The sequence below is a fragment of the Arthrobacter sp. MDT2-3 genome (assembly GCF_059090465.1).
Map to the genome: position 1 here is coordinate 250,759 of NZ_JBNHFS010000004.1, position 18,964 is coordinate 269,722.

Here is an 18,964-nt window from a genome sequence, read left to right on the forward strand (position 1 = left end):
CAGGAAATACCGGCACGGCACCTTTCAGCTAACGCATCCCAGTGCACCCTTGCAAAGCAGGCTGTGGAATAATCCGAAGCAGTGGTCCTGACCGGACCGCTCCACGGATTGGAGGGGCCGACGTGCCAGCCACAGCAGCACCAGGGAGCAGCGCTCCGGCGGCGAGCGCGGCCATCAACAATTCCCAGGTCCCCAAGCATGAACAGCTGCGCCTGATCATCCTCAGGCTGGCAAAGGAGGAGCTGGAGCCCGGCGCCCGGCTCCCCAGCGAGCGGACCCTGATGGACTCCTATGGCGTGAGCCGGATCACAGTGCGCGCCGCCATCGGCCGACTGGTCAACGAGGGGCATCTGGTCCGCGTTCCCGCGAAGGGCACTTTCGTTGCCGATTCCCCTGTGCAGTCCACCCTGCACCTGGCCTCATTCACCCAGGAAATGGAGGCGATGGGGCACGTGCCCAGCACCGTTGTGCTGGTAGCGGAGGCCGCTGCGGCCCCCGATGACACCGCCGACGCCCTTAGCCTGGCTCCGGGATCCGAGGCCATCCACCTCAAGCGGCTCCGCCTGGCGGATGGCCGGCCGGTCAGCGTGGATGACGCCTGGTACAACCCCGAACACGCCCGGGGGCTGCTGGACATTGACCTGACGGGATCCGTCTACAAGGCGCTTGCAGCGCAGCTGGGCCACCAAATTGACCGGGCGCGGCAGAGCGTCAGGTCCGAGGGCGCCCCGGCGGACGTCGGGGCGCTCCTCGGCACCGGAACGGGAGCGCCGGTACTGGCGTTTGACCGCGTTTCCTATTCGGGGCCGCTGGCCATCGAGCATTCGCGTTCCTGGTACCGCTCGGACCGCTACTCCCTCAACATGGAAGTCCGGCTCTAGGAACCGGCCCGGCCTTCGCGCTTAGTCGAGCGAGAACAGGCTGGCCCCCGCGGCTACAGTGCCGGATGCGACCAAGCTTGCGGTGTCAGGCTTGGTGTCAAGTACGACGACGGGACTCACCATCGAATACCCCGCCGCCAGGGCGGCGGTGGGGTCCACGCGCATAACGGGAGTGCCGGCATCAATAGTGTCCCCTTGTGCAATGAGCAGCTTGAAACCTTCGCCCTTGAGCTTGACCGTGTCAATGCCCACATGGGTCAGGACTCCCCGCCCGGACGACTCCACCACAACAAACGCATGCGGGAGGAGCTTGATCACCTTTCCCGCCACCGGGGATACGACGTCGAACATCTCGCCTTCAGGCGGTTCGATCGCGGCACCGGACCCCACCATCTGGCCCGCGAACACGGGGTCCGGGACCTCGGCGAGGGGAAGCACCCTGCCGCTGATGGGCGCGTGGACAACCAAGGACTGCGCCACTAGAGGAGGTCCTCGATGTCCTCGGCCAGGTTGTCAGCCTCAGGCCCCACAATGACCTGGACGGCAGTCCCGGCAGCCAGGACGCCGTGGGCTCCGGCGGCCTTGAGGGTGGCTTCGTTGACGAGTGAGCCGTCTTTGACTTCCGTGCGAAGGCGGGTGATGCAGGCTTCGATTTCGACGATGTTGCCGGCTCCGCCGAGGCCTTCAATGATCTTTTCTGCTTTGGACATGGCTGCCCTTTCTGACGGTGCCCGTTCGGAGCACTGAATGATCACCGGGGCCGGCGGCCCAAGTGGACCAATTATGGCGTCCACCGCCGGGGCTTTTGAATAGCCGGCGGCCTCTCCACTGCCTTGACAGGCGCTCGTGGGATGGATCACACTGAACTGGTCATAACCAGACAGTACCGGCTCACCCCATCACTCCACAAGCCCCACCGACCCCGCAGAGGTGCAACCATGTCAACATCTGATACCGCCGCCCTGGCTCCGGAGAAGAAACCAAACAGGGTTTTCGCGACCCTGCAGCGCCTTGGCCGCTGCCTGATGCTCCCCATTGCCGTCCTGCCCGCCGCAGGCATCCTCCTGCGCATCGGCCAGGCCGATCTGCTTGGCGCCATCCCCGGCTTCGAAGGGGGCGCGGCGGTCATCTCGGCGGCAGGCAACGCCGTCTTCACCTGGCTCCCGCTGATCTTCGCGGTGGGCATTGCCATCGGCTGGGCCAAGAAGGCTGACGGATCCACCGCTTTGGCGGCGGTGGTGGGCTACATGGTGATTGACGGCGTCTTCAAGGCGATGTCCCCGCTGGTACTTGCCGGACAGCTGGACCCCGCGGGCAAGCCAGCCATGATCAACTACGGCGTGCTCGCCGGTATTGTGGTGGGCCTGTTTTCCGCGATGCTCTGGCAGCGGTTCTACCGCACCAAGCTTCCAGACTTCCTGGGCTTCTTCAGCGGCCGGCGCCTGGTGCCAATCCTGACCTCCGTCGCCAGCCTGGTGGCCGGCGTCGCCCTTGCCTTTGTCTACCCGTTCTTCAATGCAGGCCTTTCAGCCGTAGGTGAGGCAGTGGCAGGCAACGCCGTTGCCGGCGGTGGAGTCTACGGCTTTGCCAACCGCATGCTTATCCCTGCAGGGCTGCACCACATCCTGAACTCCGCCGTCTGGTTCCTGATCGGCGACTACACCGACGCTTCCGGCCAACTGGTCCGCGGCGACCTGAACCGGTTCTTCGCCGGCGATCCCAGCGCCGGCATCTTCATGACCGGGTTCTTCCCCATCATGATGTTCGGCCTTCCCGCTGCCGCCCTCGCCATTTGGCGCCACGCCAAGCCTTCGCAGAAGAAGATTGTGGGTGGCATCATGCTCTCCACCGCCCTCACCGCGTTCCTCACCGGCATCACGGAACCGCTCGAGTACTCCTTTATGTTCGTTGCCTTCCCGCTCTACATCGTCCATGCTGCCCTGACCGGAACCTCAATGGCCCTGGTCAATGCGCTGGATATCCACCATGGGTTCACGTTCTCCGCCGGGCTGATCGACTTCATCCTCAACTTCGGCAAGTCGGAGAACGGGTGGCTGCTAATCCCCATCGGCCTTGGCTACGCGGTGATCTACTACTTCCTCTTTTCCATCGTCATCAAGCGCTGGAACCTGCGGACGCCCGGCCGGGAAGACGACGAAGTCACGGTGGAGACTGACGCGGCCAAGTAGGCCGCAGGCCAGCCACCACCCAACAGCCACAGCAACCGAAAGCACTGAACATCATGGAAATCGTCATCCTCCCCGCTCCTGCAGATGTGGCCCGCACTGCTGCAGACGCCATCGAACAGCAGGTCCGCAGCGGCCCGTCCGTCCTTGGCCTGGCCACAGGCTCAACACCGCTCGGAACCTACCAGGAACTCATTGCGCGGCACCGAAACGGCGGATTGAGTTTTGCCGGGGTGCAGGCCTTCCTCCTGGATGAGTACGTGGGCCTGCCCAGCGCGCATCCCCAGTCCTACCATTCGGTGATCCGGGCAGAGTTCGTGGACAGCGTTGACTTCGCCGCGGGCGCTGTCCACGGCCTGGACGGTGTGGCGGAGGATCTCGAGGCTGAGGCAGGCCGGTACGAGGCCGCGATTGCGGCAGCAGGCGGGGTGGACATCCAGATTTTGGGGATCGGAACGGACGGCCACGTGGGTTTCAACGAGCCGATGTCCTCGCTGGGCTCGCGGACCCGGATCAAGACGCTGACCCAGCAGACACGGCAGGACAACGCCCGTTTCTTCGAGGATCCTGCGGATGTTCCGGACCATGTGCTGACCCAGGGGCTGGGCACCATCCGCGAAGCCCGGCACCTTCTGCTGCTGGCCATGGGCGAGGCCAAGGCAGAGGCGATCGCGGCGGCCGTGGAAGGTCCGGTGGCGGCAGTGTGCCCTGCCTCCGCGCTCCAGCTCCATCCGCACGTCACCGTCCTGCTGGACGAGGCTGCGGCGTCCAGGCTGGCTCACCGCGAGTACTACCAGGACACGTTCGGGCGGAAACCTGCCTGGCAGGGACTTTGAGCGCGGCCCCGGGCATGCTCCGGACACCGCAGCTCGAGCTGGCGGTAGAGAGTGCCGAAGGCGTGCGGTTGGCAGCATCAGTGGGGGCCGCGAGGGTGGAACTTTGCGCGGCCCTCGCCGAAACTGACGGGATCACCCCGAGCATCGGAACCGTGGAGCAGGCGTGTGAAGTGGGCCTTCCGGTCCATGTACTGGTCCGCCCCCGACCGGGCAGCTTCACCTACAACGCCGAGGAGCTTGAGGTGCTGGAGCGCGACGTCGATGCGGCGCTGGGTGCCGGGGCCGCCGGCGTCGTGGTGGGCATGCTGGCGGACGACGGCGGCCCTGACGTTGCAGCGCTCCGTCGGGTTTCAGACGTGGCACGCAGTCACAGTCCAGGTGCAGAGGTGACGTTCCACCGGGCGTTCGACGCGGCTCTCGCCGCAGGCATGGACCCTGCCGATGCACTGGCCCGGCTGCACGACGGCGGAGTCAGCCGCGTGCTGACCAGCGGTGGAAGCCCCGACTGCACGGCGGGACTGCCGATGCTGGCCCGGCTGGTGGAGCTGGGACGGGACCACGCGCCGTCGTTACAGATCATGGCTGGAGGGGGTGTCCGGCTGGAACTGATGTCCGCGCTGGTCCGCAGCGGAGTGCATGCCGTTCACACCTCGGCGCGGAACTACGACCATTCCACCGGGGCCAGGGCCAATGCCGCTGATCCCTTACTCGCTGCCAGCATGGCAGCGGCGCTTTCAGCAGGAGGCTGACGACTTATGGGCGAGGAACTGATACTTCGGGGCCGGATCGTGTCCGGGAGCATGGACATCGAGGACGGCCTGGTAGCGGTCGCCGGCGGGCACATCACTTACGCCGGGCCGGCGTCGGGCTTCCGTGGGGCGGCTGCAGGGGACGTGAGTGCACCAAACGGGAGTGCCGCCGACGGGAATGCCGCCGGAAAAGGTGCGGGCCACATCCTGATGCCGGGCCTGGTTGACCTGCACTGCCATGGCGCCCACGGGTCGGATTTCTCCGAAGGTTCTGTGGAGGGCGCCCGTGCTGCTGCCCGCTACCTGCACGGGCGGGGCACCACCACGCTGCTGGCCAGCCTGGTGACTGCAGCGCCCGCGGACCTGCTCCATAGCCTTAAGGCGCTGCGGACGGTAACGGAGGAAGGGCTGGTCGCGGGGTCGCACCTGGAAGGCCCCTTCCTCTCACCCGGGCAGTGCGGAGCGCATAACCCCTCGCTGCTGCTGGAACCCGATCCCGCGCTGATGGCCGAACTGCTCGACGTGGCAGGCCCTTCCCTGGCTTCCATGACGCTGGCCCCTGAACTGCCGGGCGCGGGCGAACTGGCGGACCTGCTTTCTGGGCGCGGCGTCATTCCGTCCCTGGGGCACACCGCCGCAGATCATCCGGCCGCAGCCTCGTTCCTGGAGCGGGCTGCCGCAGGGCTTACTTCGGCGGCTGCGCTTTCCGCGGAACCAGGCACTGAAACAGCCCACAGGGGCCGTCGCCCAACCGTCACGCACCTCTTCAACGCGATGCCCAGCCTGCACCACCGCTCCCCTGGCCCCGTCTCCGCGTGCCTCAGTGCCGCCCGCGCCGGGAACGCCGTCGTCGAACTCATTGCCGACGGCGTCCACCTGGCTCCCGAGACGGTGAAGACCGTGTTCGAGCTGGTGGGAGCAGACAACATTGCGCTGGTTACCGACTCCATGGCTGCCACCGGCCTGCAGGACGGCCACTACAAGCTGGGTACGCTGACGGCAACGGTTGAGGGAGGCGTAGCCCGCGTGGACAGCACGGGCGCGATCGCCGGCGGTACGGCCACGCTCCTGGACGTTGTCCGCACCGCCGTGGCAGCCGGCGTTGCGTTAAGGGACGCCATCACGTCAGCCAGTGCGGTGCCGGCGGCGGTCCTGGGAATGTCGCGGCAGGCGGGTGACCTGCGGGCAGGGATGCCGGCCGACGTGGTCGTCGTGGACAGTGAACTGAAGCTGGCAGGGGTTCTGCGCCGGGGCGAATGGGTGACGGAGCAGCAGCGGCCCATCTAGATCGGTGCCCCGAGTGTTACGCGGGCGTGCCGTTTAGTAGGGGCATTGCGGCACTGTGCCTATCCGCGCCGCGCGTGCTGGATTGTCAGACCCCTCTGAAATGCTTTGCATATGGAAACGGACGCGGCAGTGGTGCAAGCGGAGAAGCTTGTTGACGCTTCTGTCGCTGCATTTGCTGCGGTGCTCGGTGGCAGCTGCACTGCTGCTTCCGGTGCCGCTGATCCTGGGGCCGCGGCTGAGTCTGATGATCCGTTGCAGCGGGTTGCTGATGGGGCTTTGGATGTTCTTGCCGCGGTGGCACGGTCGGAAGCGAAGCTGGCGGCCCTGAAGGCACAGGCCGTGGCGGTGTTCGCGGAAGCCACGAAAGCGCTGAATGCTCCAGCCGCCTCGCCGTATGAGGTGGCGGCGCAGGAGCGGAGCCTGGTGGCGGAGGTGGGGTGTGTGCTGGCAATCGGTGACCGGGCCGCCGGTGCCTTGCTCGCCGATTCCCATGCCCTCACCACTTCCCTGCCCCGCACCCTGGCCGCTTTGCAGGCAGGGACGATTTCCTGGGCGCACGCCCGGACCATGGTCGACCAGACCGCGAGCCTTGACCCTGCCGGGGCGGCGGCGTTGGAGGCGCACTTCCTGGACCCGGACACGCCGAAACCGGGAGCAGCCGCCACGGTCGGGGAGATGCCGGCGTACCGGTTCAAAGCCAAGGCCCGGGCCTGGCGGGAACGCCACCACCCGGAGAGCCTGGAGCAGCGGCACGCCAAGAGTGTGGCGGACCGGCGGGTCGAGTACTGGCTTGATGGTGACGGGATGGGTTGGGTCGCCGCGTGTCTGCCCGCGGACCAGGCGTCCGCCATTTGGGACCGGCTCACCACCGTTTCCCGGGGGATGCAGGGACCGGACGAAACCCGCACCCTCACCCAGCTCCGGGCCGATGTCGCTGCGGGCTGGCTTCTGGGCGGCACCACCACCGAGATCCCCGCACCCCGGGCACAGATCCTGGTCACCGTGCCCGTGTTCTCCCTGCTGGGCCTGACCGATGAGCCGGCGATGCTGGACGGGCACGGCCCAATCCCCGCCTCGATGGCACGAAACCTCGTCGCCAAAGGGGCCGGCTCGTTCTACCGGGTACTGGTGGATCCGCGGGACGGGGCACCGCTGGAGATCGGCCGGACCAGCTACCGGCTCACCAAAGCCATGCGGAACTGGCTCAGATTGAGGGACGGCAAATGCCCCTTCCCCGGCTGCAGCAACAACTCCCTGGACAACGAAGCCGACCACATCCTCGCCTGGCACCAAGGCGGCACCACCGGAATATCGAACCTCGGCCAACCCTGCCCCAAACACCACAAACTCCGCCACACCAGCGGCTGGAAACCAACACCAGCCACCACAACCGAACCACCGGGCTGGACCTCACCCACCGGCAGGCACTACAAAAGCGAACACCAGAACTGGGAACCACCAGTGTGGCCTCCCGGGTCCCTGCCGGCGGAAAAGAGCTACTTTGAAGCGGTTCTTGTGGAATACGTAGTTAGCTAAGGTGCTCTCTCGCGCGGGTGGCGCCGTGCCTATGGCGGCTGCGTCCGCTTCACGCCCAAACAACCCGGTTCAGCCGCAGCAAGAAACTCAATCCGCGCCGGGAAGATTCACTTCCACGAGCCCACCGGTGACGCGGGTTTCAAACCGCGGTTGCCTGGCGGTGGCGGGCCCTGCCTGGACTTCTCCGGACCGCAGCGAGAAGGTGCTGCCGTGCCACGGGCAGACCACGCACGGGTCGCCGTCGTCGTTAAGACTGCCGCCCTTTAGCTTGCCGTCGTGAAGCGGGCCGGAGAGGTGGCTGCAGACGTCGGACAGCACGTTGACTTTCTCTGCCTCCCTGAATACAAGCAACGGGAGTCCGGCCACCACCCGCTTGTGGAGCTTGCCCTCCGGCAGGTCATCCAACGGGGCGAGGGCCTGCCACCCGCTGGGGAAGCGGTGGGGAATGTCCTCGCTGTGGTTCACACCAGCCGCCTGGCGGTAGCTGAGATGGCCGCCCAGGAAGCCGCCAAAACTGACCACGCCCAAGCCCATGTAGGCGAGCATCTTGCCTGCGCCCTGCTGCCCATTTGCCCGCGCCACCAGCGAAGCGCTGTAGAGACTAACGGCGGTGATGTTGGCTGCCGCATGGACCAGGCCCACCCGCTGCTGCTGGCTGTGCAGCTGCGACCAGTCCATGAAACCTGCCACTGCGGAAGGCACGGCAGAGGCAGTTCCGACGCCGATCAGCACCGTTGCTGCCCGCTCGTTGCCAGGCAGCGCATCAAGGACTGCTGCTGAAATCCAAGAACCCAGCGGAACCTGAACAGCGAGTGGATGTACAGGGTGGCCGATGGGCACTCCGTGCAGGATGTCGCGGGCCCACTGCGGACGGATCGTGCGTTTTACTACTTTCCGGACCTTCTTGGCCACGGGATCGAGCCACTCGGCATCTTCCAGCCGGGCAACAAGTTCAAGTGCAGGCAGCGGTTTCATGTGAGTCCCTTACCCCGTTCGTCAAAGTCCAGTCGATTGTCCAGGTCCAGCCGATGCCCGAGAGCCTAGCCGCTGGCGCACGCGAGGGACAGGGGTGCCCGGCAGCAGCGCCACGCAAAGCGCGCGGTTCAGCGCAGCGGCGACCCCAGCACGGAGAATTGGTGGCCGCCCATCTCACCGGAGAGCAAGGGCATCGCCTCGGCGATGGCTGCCCGCACACTGTCCAGCTGAAGCGAGGCCCGGTGCGCTTCCGGTGATTCCCACAATTCGGACACAAATACCGTGTCCGGCACCTCGTCATTGACGCCCACCTCGTACAGCAGGCAGCCTGCCTCCTTCAGCCCGGCCATGGGCCGGAGCAGGATGGACACGACGGCATCGCGCTGCCCCGGCTTGGTTCCAAGACTTCCCACATTCGCAAAGGTCATGGAGACAGTGTGCAGCATGGGGACGACAAGAACCGGAATCCGCCGCCTTGACGTAGAAAGTTCGCTGACAGGCGTGATGCAGCCGCCCCGCTTGGGTAATTTATTGATGGCAAAGCAGTCGGCCAACAGGCAGCCCAAGAGAGCCACTTCCATGAAAGCGAACGCCGGCATCCTCCATCTCTCCCCAAAGACCTGCGCCCGCACGGGTGCTAAGACCACCTGCTGCCGCAACGGGGGCAGCAGGTGATAGGGGCCCCGTAAGAGGGGCCGCCGCCGCGGACCGGAACCCTTTGAATACCAAGGGTCGGGGTCCGCGGGCCACGAAGTATTAAGCGAAAGGAGTTGTGGGGATGAACAACCATCACCCTCCCCGGTGCTGCTGACCAGACAGAGGTGAAGGCCACCTACCGGGACGGCATTCTCGAGGTCCGGGTGCCGCTGCCTGACCAGGGTGCCGCCGAGCGGCGGCGGATCCCCATCATCCGCGGCTAGCATCACGACGGCGGCGCACGGCCGCCGTCGTAATCCGCGCCTTACTGGCATGCCAGGGCTCCCGAACTTTCCTGCGTTGCCCACCGCCGCCATGCCCGCTCCCGGCCTCTGTCACACCGCTGTGGTTGGATGGAGTTCTCTTACCGGGGATGGAGGCGGGCATGGAAGTGTGGACGGGGAGCCCCTACCCGCTGGGCGCCACCTATGACGGCAGCGGCACGAACTTCGCGGTGTTCAGCGAGGCGGCGAGCGCCGTCCATCTGTGCCTCTTCGACGACGACGGCGCGGAGCATCGCATCAGCCTGGAGGCCGTGGATGCCTTCGTCTGGCACTGCTACCTCCCGCATGTCCTGCCGGGCCAGCTGTACGGCTACCGGATGGAGGGCGCCTATGATCCCGCCCGCGGCCTCCGCTTCAACCCGCACAAGCTCCTGCTGGACCCCTACGCCAAGGCAACCACCGGCGATATCACTTGGGGCCAGCCGATGTTCTCCTATAACTTCGGCGACCCCACAAGCTTCAACACGGAAGACTCCGCCCCCAACACGATGAGGTCCGTGGTGATCAGCCCGTTTTTCGACTGGCAGCACGACCGCCCGCCGCGTATCCCCTACAGCGACAGCCTGATCTACGAAGCCCACGTGAAGGGCTTGACGATGAGCCATCCGGAGGTGCCGGAGCGGGAGCGCGGCACCTACGCCGGTATCGCCCACCCCGCCGTCATCGAGCACCTGCAGAAACTTGGCGTGACGGCGATCGAACTGATGCCGGTTCACCAGTTCGTCCAGGACAGCACACTGAAGGACAAAGGCCTCAGCAACTACTGGGGCTACAACACCATCGGATTCTTCGCCCCGCACGAGAGCTACAGTTCCAGCACCAGGCCGGGACAGCAGGTGCAGGAATTCAAGGCGATGGTCCGCTCCCTGCACGCTGCCGGCATCGAGGTGATCCTCGACGTCGTTTACAACCACACCGCCGAAGGGAACCACCTGGGACCCACACTCTCCTTCAAGGGCATCGACAACCAGGCGTATTACCGGCTGGTTGACCATGAGAAGCAGCATTACCTGGACTACACGGGCACGGGCAACACCATCAATGTCCGGCACCCGCACGCCCTGCAGTTGATGATGGATTCGCTGCGGTACTGGGTGCTGGAAATGCATGTGGACGGGTTTCGCTTCGACCTCGCCTCTGCGCTGGCACGCGAGTTCTACGAGGTGGACCGGCTGTCGAGTTTCTTTGACCTGGTCCAGCAGGATCCCGTGGTGTCCCAGGTGAAGCTCATCGCCGAGCCATGGGATGTGGGCCCCGGCGGGTACCAGGTAGGCAACTTCCCGCCCCTTTGGACGGAATGGAACGGCAAGTACCGTGACGCCGTCCGCGACTTTTGGCGCGGCGCACCGGCCACGCTGGGTGAGTTCGCCTCCCGGCTGGCAGGTTCCTCCGACCTTTACGAAAGTTCAGGACGCCGGCCTGTGGCATCGATCAACTTCGTGACGGCCCACGACGGCTTCACTATGCGCGACCTGGTCTCCTACAACTCCAAGCACAACGAAGCCAACGGCGAAAACAACAACGACGGAGAATCCCACAACCGCTCGTGGAACTGCGGGGTGGAAGGACCCACCACGGACAGCGGCATCCTCGCGCTGCGGGCCCGCCAGCAGCGAAACTTCCTGGCGACACTCCTCCTTTCCCAAGGCGTTCCCATGGTGCTGCACGGCGACGAACTGGGGCGCAGCCAACTGGGGAACAACAACGCCTACTGCCAGGACTCGCCGCTCTCATGGATCAACTGGGAGGAAGCGGACCAGCCCCTGGTGGAGTTTCTTGCCGCCGTCTCCAGGCTGCGCCGGGAGCACCCCACCTTCCGCCGCAACAGGTTCTTTCAAGGCCGCCCCGTCCTGCGTGGCCTCGGCCAGCCACTGCCGGACATCGTCTGGCTCGACAAGGACGCTTCTGCCATGGTTCCCGGCGACTGGGACAACCCCCTCGCCAGGGCTCTGGGTGTGTTCTACAACGGCGCGGCGGTAGGCAAGGACCACCGCGGCCGCATGATCCGCGACCACAATTTCCTGCTGTACTGCAATTCGGGCGACGATCCGGTGGTTTTCACGCTGCCCAGCGCAGAATACTCGCCCAGCTGGGAGCAACTCATCGACACAGCCGGTGAACACGCGGACACCGGTCTCCTCCACGCCAATGAGACCGTCGAACTGGTAGGAAAGTCCCTGCTGGTGCTTCGGGCCTACACCAGCCCGCCCGAGAAGCCTGATCACTCCGTCTCCGCTTCCCTGGCACTGCTCACAATGCCGGAGCAGCGGGAGTCACCGAAGACAGAGGTCACTGGGCGCGGATAATCCAATCGCTGTAGCACCGGCGGTTCTGGCGGCCTGGCCCGGGGCGTGCAGGTGGTGGATGCGCTGGCGATTGCCGTGGCCGGAACGGGCGCCCTGGACTACTGCGGAGGAGGCGCCAGGCCGGACCCTCCGCCTGACCGGTTCGAACCGCCGTCCTGACCAAAAAGCAGTCAGATCAGCGCGTGCATCCCATGGCTTCTCGGCCGCCCGAACGAGGCGGCGCCAAGGAATTCGACGGCGACAAAGGGCTCATCCCCCACCACCCATTCGTCGTGGCCGGGAGGAAGCGCATACGTGTCGTTCGGGTGGATCATGGACCGCCCGCCGTCCGCCGTTTCAATCTCCAGTTGCCCTGAGATGCAATAGCCGAGGTGGTGGTGCTCGCAGTAGGTTGTCAGTTCGGTGGGCTTGGCGGACTCCGACCAGCGCCAGCCCGGCGCAAGGATCAGCCGCGCCACCGAGTAATCATCTACGGTCACAAGGTCGAACTCCGCCTTGTCGGGGCAGCGCTTCCTGTCAGGAACATCAAACGACTTCACTGCCAAAGCTCTGATGAAATTTGCGGTCATTCGGACACAGCCTATGGATGGAGGTGGACGTCTGGTGGCGAGCCAGGCGATCTGTTCGGATACCGGCGAGCGGTTAAGAATGGCGAGACCAAGTAGCTGCATGCGCCTTTACCCCCGGCGACAGACCCGCTCACCAGAGGTGATGGCGTATCTACAACCGTAGCCCTGCGGCACCTGAAGTCAATGGCTCAGCGGATGCCGTGAGGCTCCGGGCCTAACGGCCCCCAAGCTCTTCGCGGAACGGGCCGGCGTGCCATAAAGAGCCCAGCGAAGTGGCAGTGCACCCCTTTCGTCCCAGTCCCCTTGACTCCCCCACCCCGCTTTCCCTACACTTTTCATAAAGCAGAATCTAAATTCCACAAAGCGGAAACCGCCTGCAGTACCGAGGCCGCCAAGCAAAGGGAAGATAGATCAAAGCCCCTCCTCGGAAGGACCTACGATGACGTACACAGTGAACTGCTCCATCCTCCTCACGGAGTTGCCCCTGCTCGAGCGCCCCGCGGCAGCCAAGGCAGCAGGCTTTGACGCTGTCGAGTTCTGGTGGCCCTTCGAAAGCTCCGTTCCCTCTGACGCGCAGGTCGCCGAATTCGAGAACGCCATCAAGGATGCCGGCGTCCAGCTCACCGGCCTGAACTTCAACGCCGGCAACATGCCCGGCGGCGACCGCGGCCTCGTCTCCTGGAAGGGACGCTGCTCCGAGTTCAAGGACAACATCGACGTGGTGGCCGGCATCGGCGAACGCCTGGGCTGCAAGGCCTTCAACGCCCTCTACGGCAACCGGCAGGACGAATTCACCCCCGAAGAGCAGGACGAACTGGCCGTCAAGAACCTTGCCGCAGCTGCAGAAGGCGTCGCCAGGATCGGCGGAACCGTCCTCCTCGAACCGGTCAGCGGCGCACCCAAGTACCCGCTCCTCACGGCCGAAGACGCACTCGAGGTCATCGCCCGCGTCAAGGCGGAATCCGGCGCCACCAACATCAAGCTCCTCGCCGACTTCTACCACCTCGCAGTCAACGGCGACGACGTCGAATCCGTCATCGAAAACCACGCCAAGGACTTCGGCCACATCCAGATCGCCGACAACCCCGGCCGCGGCGCCCCCGGCACCGGCACCCTCCCGCTCGGCGAATGGATCTCCCGCAGCCGCGAACTCGGCTACCAAGGCTACATCGGCCTCGAGTACAAGGAACCGCAGGAAACCGCCTTCAGCTGGGCCATCCGCCAGCCGGCCACCGCGTAGTTCCACCAAGCTCAACCGCCCGCACCACACACAGACTTCCAGAAAGAGAACCATCATGAGCAACGTTGCAGTAATCGGACTCGGAATCATGGGCCTGCCCATGGCCATCAACCTGGTCAAGGCCGGCCACACCGTCACCGGCTTCAACCGCAGCCAGGACAAAATCGACAAGCTCGTCTCCGAAGGCGGCAAGGGCGCCACCAGCATCGCGGACGCCGTCAAGGATGCCGACGTCGTTATCACCATGGTCCCGGACTCCCCCGATGTTGAGGGCGTCGTCAGCGGCAAGGGCGGCATCTTCGCGAACGCGAAGAAGGGCACCCTGTGGATCGATGCCTCCAGCATCCGCCCGGACGTCGCCAAGCGCCTCTCCGACGAAGCCCGCGAAGCTGGCATCCGCCCCCTGGATGCCCCGGTTTCCGGCGGCGAACAGGGCGCCATCGACGCCGTCCTGTCCATCATGGTCGGCGGCGACAAGCAAGACTTCGACGCCGCCTCGGACGTCCTCAACGCCGTCGGCAAAACCATCGTCCACGTCGGCCCCTCCGGATCCGGCCAAACCGTCAAGGCAGCCAACCAGCTGATCGTCGCCGTCAACATCGAGGTCCTCGGCGAGGCAATCGCCTTCCTTGAGGCCTACGGCGTGGACACCGACGCCGCCCTCAAGGTCCTCGGCGGCGGCCTGGCCGGCTCCAAGGTCCTGGACCAGAAGGGCCAGAAGATGCTCGACCGCAACTTCGACCCCGGCTTCCGCCTCGCCCTCCACCACAAGGACCTGGGCATCGTCACCTCCGCCGCCCGCGAAGCCAACGTCGCCGTCCCCCTCGGCGCCGTCGTCGCACAGCTCGTCGCCGCCACCGTCAACCAGGGCGACGGCGCACTGGACCACTCCGGACTCTTCAAACAGGTCCTCCAGCTCAGCGGCCGCGAGTAACCCCGGCCCCCAGCCACCCAGCACACAAAGTTTTTGTCCAGATAAGCAGGCTTTCACAACCTCTAAGTCTGCATATCTGGACAAAAACTCCCTTCAGCACACCCAAAAACAGACTTCCCCTAAACAGACTTAAGTAGGAGCACACCATGAGCAAGATGCGTACCGTTGATGCAGCGGTGGCCATCCTGGAAAAGGAAGGCGCCATCGAGGCGTTCGGCCTGCCAGGCGCCGCGATCAACCCCTTTTATTCCGCAATGCGGGCCCACGGCGGCATCCGCCACACCCTGGCCCGCCACGTTGAAGGCGCAAGCCACATGGCCGACGGCTTCAGCCGCGCCAAGGACGGCAATATCGGCATCTGCATCGGCACCTCCGGCCCCGCCGGCACGGACATGATCACGGGCCTCTACGCCGCCTGGGCCGACTCCATCCCGATGCTCTGCATCACCGGCCAGGCACCCGTTGCCAAGCTGCACAAGGAAGACTTCCAGGCCGTGGACATCGAGTCCATCGCCAAGCCCGTCACCAAGATGGCCATGACCATCCTGGAGCCCGGCCAGGTTCCCGGCGCCTTCCAGAAGGCTTTCCAGCTGATGCGTTCCGGCCGCCCCGGCCCGGTCCTGCTGGACCTGCCCATTGACGTCCAGCTGGCCGAGATCGAATTCGATATCGAGACCTACGAGCCCCTGCCCGTCGAAAAGCCCAAGGCCTCCCGCAAGCAGCTGGAAAAGGCCCTGGACATGCTGACCGCGGCCCAGCACCCGCTGATCGTGGCCGGCGGCGGCATCATCAACGCCGGCGCCTCCGCGCAGCTGGTGGAACTGGCCGAGATCCTCAACGTTCCGGTCATCCCCACCCTGATGGGCTGGGGCAGCATCCCGGACGACCACCAGCTCATGGCCGGCATGGTGGGCCTGCAGACCTCGCACCGCTACGGCAACGAGAACTACCTGCAGAGCGACTTCGTGATCGGCATCGGCAACCGCTGGGCCAACCGCCACACCGGCGGCTTGGAGACTTACACGGCAGGCCGGCAGTTCGTGCACATCGACATCGAGCCCACGCAGATCGGCCGCGTGTTCTCCCCGGACCTGGGCATCGCGTCCGACGCCGGTGCGGCGCTGGCCGGGCTGGTTGAGCTCGCCCGCGAGCGCAAGGCGGCAGGGTCCCTGCCGGACTACAGCGCCTGGGTGGCTGAATGCCAGGAGCGCAAGGCCTCCCTGCACCGCAAGACCCACTTCGAGAACATCCCCATCAAGCCGCAGCGTGTGTACGAGGAGATGAACAAGGCTTTCGGCCGCGACATCATCTACGTGTCCACCATCGGACTGTCCCAAATCGCCGGCGCGCAGATGCTGCACGTGTTCGGCCCGCGCAAGTGGATCAACGCCGGCCAGGCAGGTCCCCTGGGCTGGACCGCTCCGGCGGCCCTCGGCGTCGTTCGCGGCAAGCCGGACGAGACCGTGGTTGCCCTCTCCGGTGACTACGACTTCCAGTTCATGATCGAGGAACTGGCCGTGGGCGCACAGTTCAACCTCCCGTACATCCACGTGGTGGTGAACAACTCCTACCTGGGCCTGATACGCCAGTCCCAACGCGGCTTCAACATGGAACAGAACGTGTCCCTGGCGTTCGACAACATCAACTCGCCCGAGACAAACGGCTACGGCGTGGACCACCTGAAGGTGGCCGAGGGCCTGGGCTGCAAGGCCGTCCGTGTGGAGGACCCCAAGGACCTCGCCGCCGCGTTCGACAAGGCCAAGGCACTGATGGGCGAGTTCCAGGTGCCCGTGGTGGTGGAAGTGATCCTGGAAAAGATCACCAACATCTCCATGGGTGTGGAAATTAACGCGGTGAACGAGTTTGAGGAACTGGCCGAGACCGCTGCCGACGCCCCCACCGCCATCCTGGCATTGCAGGGCTAAACATGCGCATCGTCATTGCCCCGGACAAGTTCAAGGGATCCCTGTCCGCCCCGGAGGTCTGCAGCCACTTGGAAAAGGGGCTGCAGCGCGGGGCGGGCGGCAATCTTGACGTGGTCCGGATTCCCGTAGCCGACGGCGGTGAGGGCACCCTCGACGCCGCCGTCGGCTCGGGCTTCACCCGCCGCAGCGCCGTGGTTGCCGGACCCACCGGTGAACCGGTGACGGCCGAGTTCGCTGTCCGGGGCAATGAGGCGGTCATCGAGATGGCGGCGGCCTCGGGTTTGGCCCTGCTCCCCGCCGGCGCGCTGGTTGATGGACGGCCAGGCCCGACGGCGGCCGCCACCGCCACCAGCCTGGGCACCGGCCAGCTCATCTCCGCCGCCCTTGACGCCGGCTGCAACCGCATCATTTTGGGCGTGGGCGGCAGTGCCAACACCGACGGCGGTGCGGGCGTCCTGCAGGGGCTCGGCGCCAGGTTCCTCGACATCGAGGGCAACGAACTTCCGCCCGGTGGTGCCGCCCTGGCCCGCCTGGACCGGATCGACTTCAGCCGGTTTGAACCCCGGCTGAAGGACACACGCTTTGTGCTGGCGTCCGACGTCGACAATCCCCTGCTCGGCGCCCAAGGCGCCGCGGTGATTTTCGGCCCGCAAAAGGGCGCCACGCAACAGGACGTCGACATGCTCGACGCCGCCCTGGCCAGGTTTGTCGAAGTCCTGGCCAGGGAAATCGGTCCCGACGGCCCCAATAACAGGGCCTTCAAGGCAGCGGAAGCCCCGGGCGCCGGAGCGGCAGGAGGTGTTGGCTATGCCGCCATCGCCGTTCTGGCCGCAACCCGCCGCCCGGGCATCGACGTTGTCCTCGAATTCACAGAATTGAAGCAGAGACTGGCCGGCGCCGACCTGGTGATCACCGGCGAAGGAAGCCTGGACGAGCAGAGCCTGCTGGGCAAGACGCCCATGGGTGTTGCCCGGGCAGCCGCAGCGCAGGGTGTCCCGGTGATCGCAGTGTGCGGCCGCACCACGCTTGGACCGGGCCAGGCAGCCGCTGCCGGATTCGAGGACGTTTACGCTTTGACCGAGCTTGAAAGCAATGTAGACAGGTGCATAGCAGAGGCAGCGGAGCTTCTGGAGCAGCTGGGCACCCAGATCAGCGGAAGGCTGGCGGCGAACACGCTGTCCCGTCCCGCAACCACCAAGGAGGACCTCCATGTCTGAAGAACGTTTTGACCTGGTCATCCGCGGCCAGCGCATCCTCACCACCGCCGGCCTGGCACCCCGCGAAGTGGGCGTCCGCGGCGGAAAAATCGTGGCCCTCGAACCGCTGGGCAACGGCCTGGCCGGCGCCGAGGTCATTGAGCTGGCCGACGACGAAACCCTGATCCCCGGGCTGGTGGACACCCACGTCCATGTCAACGAGCCCGGCCGCACCGAGTGGGAGGGATTCGCCTCCGCCACCCGTGCAGCTGCTGCCGGCGGGGTAACCACCATCATCGACATGCCGCTGAACTCGGTCCCGCCCACCACCACGGTGGAAAACCTCAAGCTGAAGCGCGAGGTGGCCGAGGACCAGGCGTTCATTGACGTTGGGTTCTGGGGCGGCGCCATCCCCGGCAACAAGGGTGACCTGCGGGCCCTGCACGACGAAGGCGTCTTCGGCTTCAAGTGCTTCCTGCTGCACTCCGGCGTGGACGAGTTCCCGCACCTGGACGCGGATGAGATGGAGGAGGACATGGCCGAGCTGAAGTCCTTCGACTCCCTCATGATTGTCCACGCGGAGGACTCCCATGCCATCGACCGCGCGCCGCACCCCGGCGGCGACCACTATCAAACCTTCCTGGCCTCCCGCCCCCGCGGCGCCGAGAACAAGGCCATCGCCGAGGTCATCGAGCGGGCCCGCTGGACCGGTGCGCGTGCGCACATCCTGCACCTCTCGTCGTCGGACGCCCTGCCGATGATCGCCTCCGCCAAGCGCGACGGCGTGAAGTTGACCGTCGAGACGTGCCCGCACTACCTGACGCTGATGGCTGAGGAAATCCCCGACGGCGCCACCGCCTACAAGTGCTGCCCGCCCATCCGCGAGGCCTCCAACCGGGAGCTGCTGTGGCAGGGCCTGCAGGACGGCACCATCGACTGCATCGTCTCGGACCATTCCCCCTCCACCCTGGATCTGAAGGACCTGGAGAACGGGGACTTCGCCGTGGCCTGGGGCGGCGTCTCGTCGCTGCAGCTGGGCCTGTCCCTGATATGGACGGAGGCACGGCACCGCGGCATTCCGCTGGAGCAGGTGGTGTCCTGGATGGGTGAGAAGCCGGCAGCGCTGGCCCGGCTCTCCAACAAGGGCCAACTGGCGCTGGGCTACGACGCCGACTTTGCCGTGTTCGCCCCGGACGAGGCGTTTGTGGTGGACGTGTCCAAGCTCAAGCACAAGAACCCCATCACCCCCTACGACGGCAAGGCCCTCTCCGGCGTGGTCCGCAAGACGTTCCTGCGCGGCGCTGTAGTGGACGGCCAAACCCCCACGGGCAAGCTGATCCGCCGCGGCGGAGTCTAGGGACGCG

At 65.7% G+C, this 18,964-nt stretch carries 18 protein-coding genes; 13 read left to right on the forward strand and 5 right to left on the reverse strand.

Annotated elements, in window-relative coordinates; translation table 11 throughout:
* The first annotated feature begins 122 nt into the window (after nt 1–122).
* On the forward strand, nt 123–881 hold the full coding sequence (locus AC5RUQ_RS13950) for a GntR family transcriptional regulator (protein ID WP_493947929.1): 759 nt from the start codon (nt 123–125) through the stop codon (nt 879–881).
* Between the two features lie 21 nt (nt 882–902).
* Here AC5RUQ_RS13950 and AC5RUQ_RS13955 read toward each other — a convergent pair whose 3' ends face one another.
* Nucleotides 903–1,361 carry a PTS sugar transporter subunit IIA gene (locus AC5RUQ_RS13955; RefSeq protein ID WP_493947930.1) on the reverse strand — a complete coding sequence of 153 codons (459 nt, stop codon included), beginning with the start codon at nt 1,359–1,361 and terminating at the stop codon, nt 903–905.
* Complete coding sequence (locus AC5RUQ_RS13960; RefSeq protein WP_104043504.1) at nt 1,361–1,591, reverse strand: PTS sugar transporter subunit IIB; 231 nt, start codon at nt 1,589–1,591, stop codon at nt 1,361–1,363. The genes AC5RUQ_RS13955 and AC5RUQ_RS13960 overlap by 1 nt, the downstream gene beginning before the upstream one ends.
* A 228-nt stretch (nt 1,592–1,819) precedes the next feature.
* Between AC5RUQ_RS13960 and AC5RUQ_RS13965 the strand changes: the two genes are divergently transcribed.
* The 5 genes from AC5RUQ_RS13965 to AC5RUQ_RS13985 all read left to right on the forward strand — a co-directional run bounded on the left by AC5RUQ_RS13965 (nt 1,820) and on the right by AC5RUQ_RS13985 (nt 7,475).
* Complete coding sequence (locus tag AC5RUQ_RS13965; protein ID WP_493947931.1) at nt 1,820–3,070, forward strand: PTS transporter subunit EIIC; 1,251 nt, start codon at nt 1,820–1,822, stop codon at nt 3,068–3,070.
* A 53-nt stretch (nt 3,071–3,123) separates the two neighbouring features.
* On the forward strand, nt 3,124–3,903 hold the full coding sequence (gene nagB / locus AC5RUQ_RS13970; RefSeq protein ID WP_493947932.1) for a glucosamine-6-phosphate deaminase: 780 nt from the start codon (nt 3,124–3,126) through the stop codon (nt 3,901–3,903).
* Nucleotides 3,900–4,652 (forward strand): copper homeostasis protein CutC, encoded by a 753-nt coding sequence (locus AC5RUQ_RS13975; protein ID WP_493947933.1) that lies wholly within the window; start codon nt 3,900–3,902, stop codon nt 4,650–4,652. Before nagB ends, AC5RUQ_RS13975 begins: the two co-directional genes overlap by 4 nt.
* A 6-nt stretch (nt 4,653–4,658) precedes the next feature.
* Entirely contained in the window at nt 4,659–5,939 is a 1,281-nt protein-coding gene (locus tag AC5RUQ_RS13980) for an N-acetylglucosamine-6-phosphate deacetylase (RefSeq protein WP_493947934.1), read from the forward strand.
* Nucleotides 5,940–6,050: 111 nt separating this feature from the next.
* Nucleotides 6,051–7,475: an HNH endonuclease signature motif containing protein gene (locus tag AC5RUQ_RS13985; protein ID WP_493947935.1), complete on the forward strand. Its 1,425-nt coding sequence runs from the start codon at nt 6,051–6,053 to the stop codon at nt 7,473–7,475.
* A gap of 87 nt (nt 7,476–7,562) precedes the next feature.
* Here AC5RUQ_RS13985 and AC5RUQ_RS13990 read toward each other — a convergent pair whose 3' ends face one another.
* The gene (locus tag AC5RUQ_RS13990; RefSeq protein ID WP_493947936.1) at nt 7,563–8,450 is read right to left on the reverse strand and encodes a Rieske (2Fe-2S) protein; all 888 of its coding nucleotides are present in this window, start codon (nt 8,448–8,450) and stop codon (nt 7,563–7,565) included.
* Nucleotides 8,451–8,578: 128 nt separating this feature from the next.
* Nucleotides 8,579–8,878, reverse strand: coding sequence for a putative quinol monooxygenase (locus AC5RUQ_RS13995; RefSeq protein ID WP_493947937.1), 300 nt, complete (start codon nt 8,876–8,878; stop codon nt 8,579–8,581).
* Between the two features lie 360 nt (nt 8,879–9,238).
* Here AC5RUQ_RS13995 and AC5RUQ_RS14000 point away from each other — a divergent pair, with 360 nt between their 5' ends.
* A complete protein-coding gene (locus AC5RUQ_RS14000; RefSeq protein WP_493948138.1) occupies nt 9,239–9,370 on the forward strand; it encodes an Hsp20 family protein in 132 nt (43 codons plus the stop codon).
* A 161-nt stretch (nt 9,371–9,531) separates the two neighbouring features.
* The gene (gene glgX / locus AC5RUQ_RS14005; protein WP_493947938.1) at nt 9,532–11,736 is read left to right on the forward strand and encodes a glycogen debranching protein GlgX; all 2,205 of its coding nucleotides are present in this window, start codon (nt 9,532–9,534) and stop codon (nt 11,734–11,736) included.
* A 170-nt stretch (nt 11,737–11,906) separates the two neighbouring features.
* Here glgX and AC5RUQ_RS14010 read toward each other — a convergent pair whose 3' ends face one another.
* Complete coding sequence (locus tag AC5RUQ_RS14010) at nt 11,907–12,305, reverse strand: cupin domain-containing protein (RefSeq protein ID WP_493947939.1); 399 nt, start codon at nt 12,303–12,305, stop codon at nt 11,907–11,909.
* A 439-nt stretch (nt 12,306–12,744) separates the two neighbouring features.
* Here AC5RUQ_RS14010 and AC5RUQ_RS14015 point away from each other — a divergent pair, with 439 nt between their 5' ends.
* The 5 genes from AC5RUQ_RS14015 to allB all read left to right on the forward strand — a co-directional run bounded on the left by AC5RUQ_RS14015 (nt 12,745) and on the right by allB (nt 18,957).
* The gene (locus AC5RUQ_RS14015) at nt 12,745–13,545 is read left to right on the forward strand and encodes a hydroxypyruvate isomerase family protein (RefSeq protein WP_493947940.1); all 801 of its coding nucleotides are present in this window, start codon (nt 12,745–12,747) and stop codon (nt 13,543–13,545) included.
* A 52-nt stretch (nt 13,546–13,597) separates the two neighbouring features.
* Nucleotides 13,598–14,479, forward strand: a complete 882-nt coding sequence (locus AC5RUQ_RS14020; RefSeq protein WP_493948140.1) for a 2-hydroxy-3-oxopropionate reductase — start codon at nt 13,598–13,600, stop codon at nt 14,477–14,479.
* 146 nt (nt 14,480–14,625) lie between these two features.
* Nucleotides 14,626–16,404, forward strand: coding sequence for a glyoxylate carboligase (gene gcl, locus AC5RUQ_RS14025; protein ID WP_493947941.1), 1,779 nt, complete (start codon nt 14,626–14,628; stop codon nt 16,402–16,404).
* Between the two features lie 2 nt (nt 16,405–16,406).
* The gene (locus tag AC5RUQ_RS14030) at nt 16,407–17,621 is read left to right on the forward strand and encodes a glycerate kinase (RefSeq protein ID WP_493947942.1); all 1,215 of its coding nucleotides are present in this window, start codon (nt 16,407–16,409) and stop codon (nt 17,619–17,621) included.
* Nucleotides 17,614–18,957: an allantoinase AllB gene (gene allB / locus AC5RUQ_RS14035; RefSeq protein ID WP_493947943.1), complete on the forward strand. Its 1,344-nt coding sequence runs from the start codon at nt 17,614–17,616 to the stop codon at nt 18,955–18,957. Before AC5RUQ_RS14030 ends, allB begins: the two co-directional genes overlap by 8 nt.
* The last annotated feature ends 7 nt before the right edge of the window (nt 18,958–18,964 follow it).

Bases quoted from the DNA above. Each gene is read 5' to 3' on its own strand.
- AC5RUQ_RS13960 (WP_104043504.1), bottom strand. From the start codon at position 1,591: ATGTCCAAAGCAGAAAAGATCATTGAAGGCCTCGGCGGAGCCGGCAAC.
- AC5RUQ_RS13965 (WP_493947931.1), top strand. From the start codon at position 1,820: ATGTCAACATCTGATACCGCCGCCCTGGCTCCGGAGAAGAAACCAAAC.
- nagB (WP_493947932.1), top strand. From the start codon at position 3,124: ATGGAAATCGTCATCCTCCCCGCTCCTGCAGATGTGGCCCGCACTGCT.
- AC5RUQ_RS13980 (WP_493947934.1), top strand. From the start codon at position 4,659: ATGGGCGAGGAACTGATACTTCGGGGCCGGATCGTGTCCGGGAGCATG.
- AC5RUQ_RS13985 (WP_493947935.1), top strand. From the start codon at position 6,051: ATGGAAACGGACGCGGCAGTGGTGCAAGCGGAGAAGCTTGTTGACGCT.
- AC5RUQ_RS13990 (WP_493947936.1), bottom strand. From the start codon at position 8,450: ATGAAACCGCTGCCTGCACTTGAACTTGTTGCCCGGCTGGAAGATGCC.
- AC5RUQ_RS13995 (WP_493947937.1), bottom strand. From the start codon at position 8,878: ATGACCTTTGCGAATGTGGGAAGTCTTGGAACCAAGCCGGGGCAGCGC.
- glgX (WP_493947938.1), top strand. From the start codon at position 9,532: ATGGAAGTGTGGACGGGGAGCCCCTACCCGCTGGGCGCCACCTATGAC.
- AC5RUQ_RS14010 (WP_493947939.1), bottom strand. From the start codon at position 12,305: ATGACCGCAAATTTCATCAGAGCTTTGGCAGTGAAGTCGTTTGATGTT.
- AC5RUQ_RS14015 (WP_493947940.1), top strand. From the start codon at position 12,745: ATGACGTACACAGTGAACTGCTCCATCCTCCTCACGGAGTTGCCCCTG.
- gcl (WP_493947941.1), top strand. From the start codon at position 14,626: ATGAGCAAGATGCGTACCGTTGATGCAGCGGTGGCCATCCTGGAAAAG.
- AC5RUQ_RS14030 (WP_493947942.1), top strand. From the start codon at position 16,407: ATGCGCATCGTCATTGCCCCGGACAAGTTCAAGGGATCCCTGTCCGCC.
- allB (WP_493947943.1), top strand. From the start codon at position 17,614: ATGTCTGAAGAACGTTTTGACCTGGTCATCCGCGGCCAGCGCATCCTC.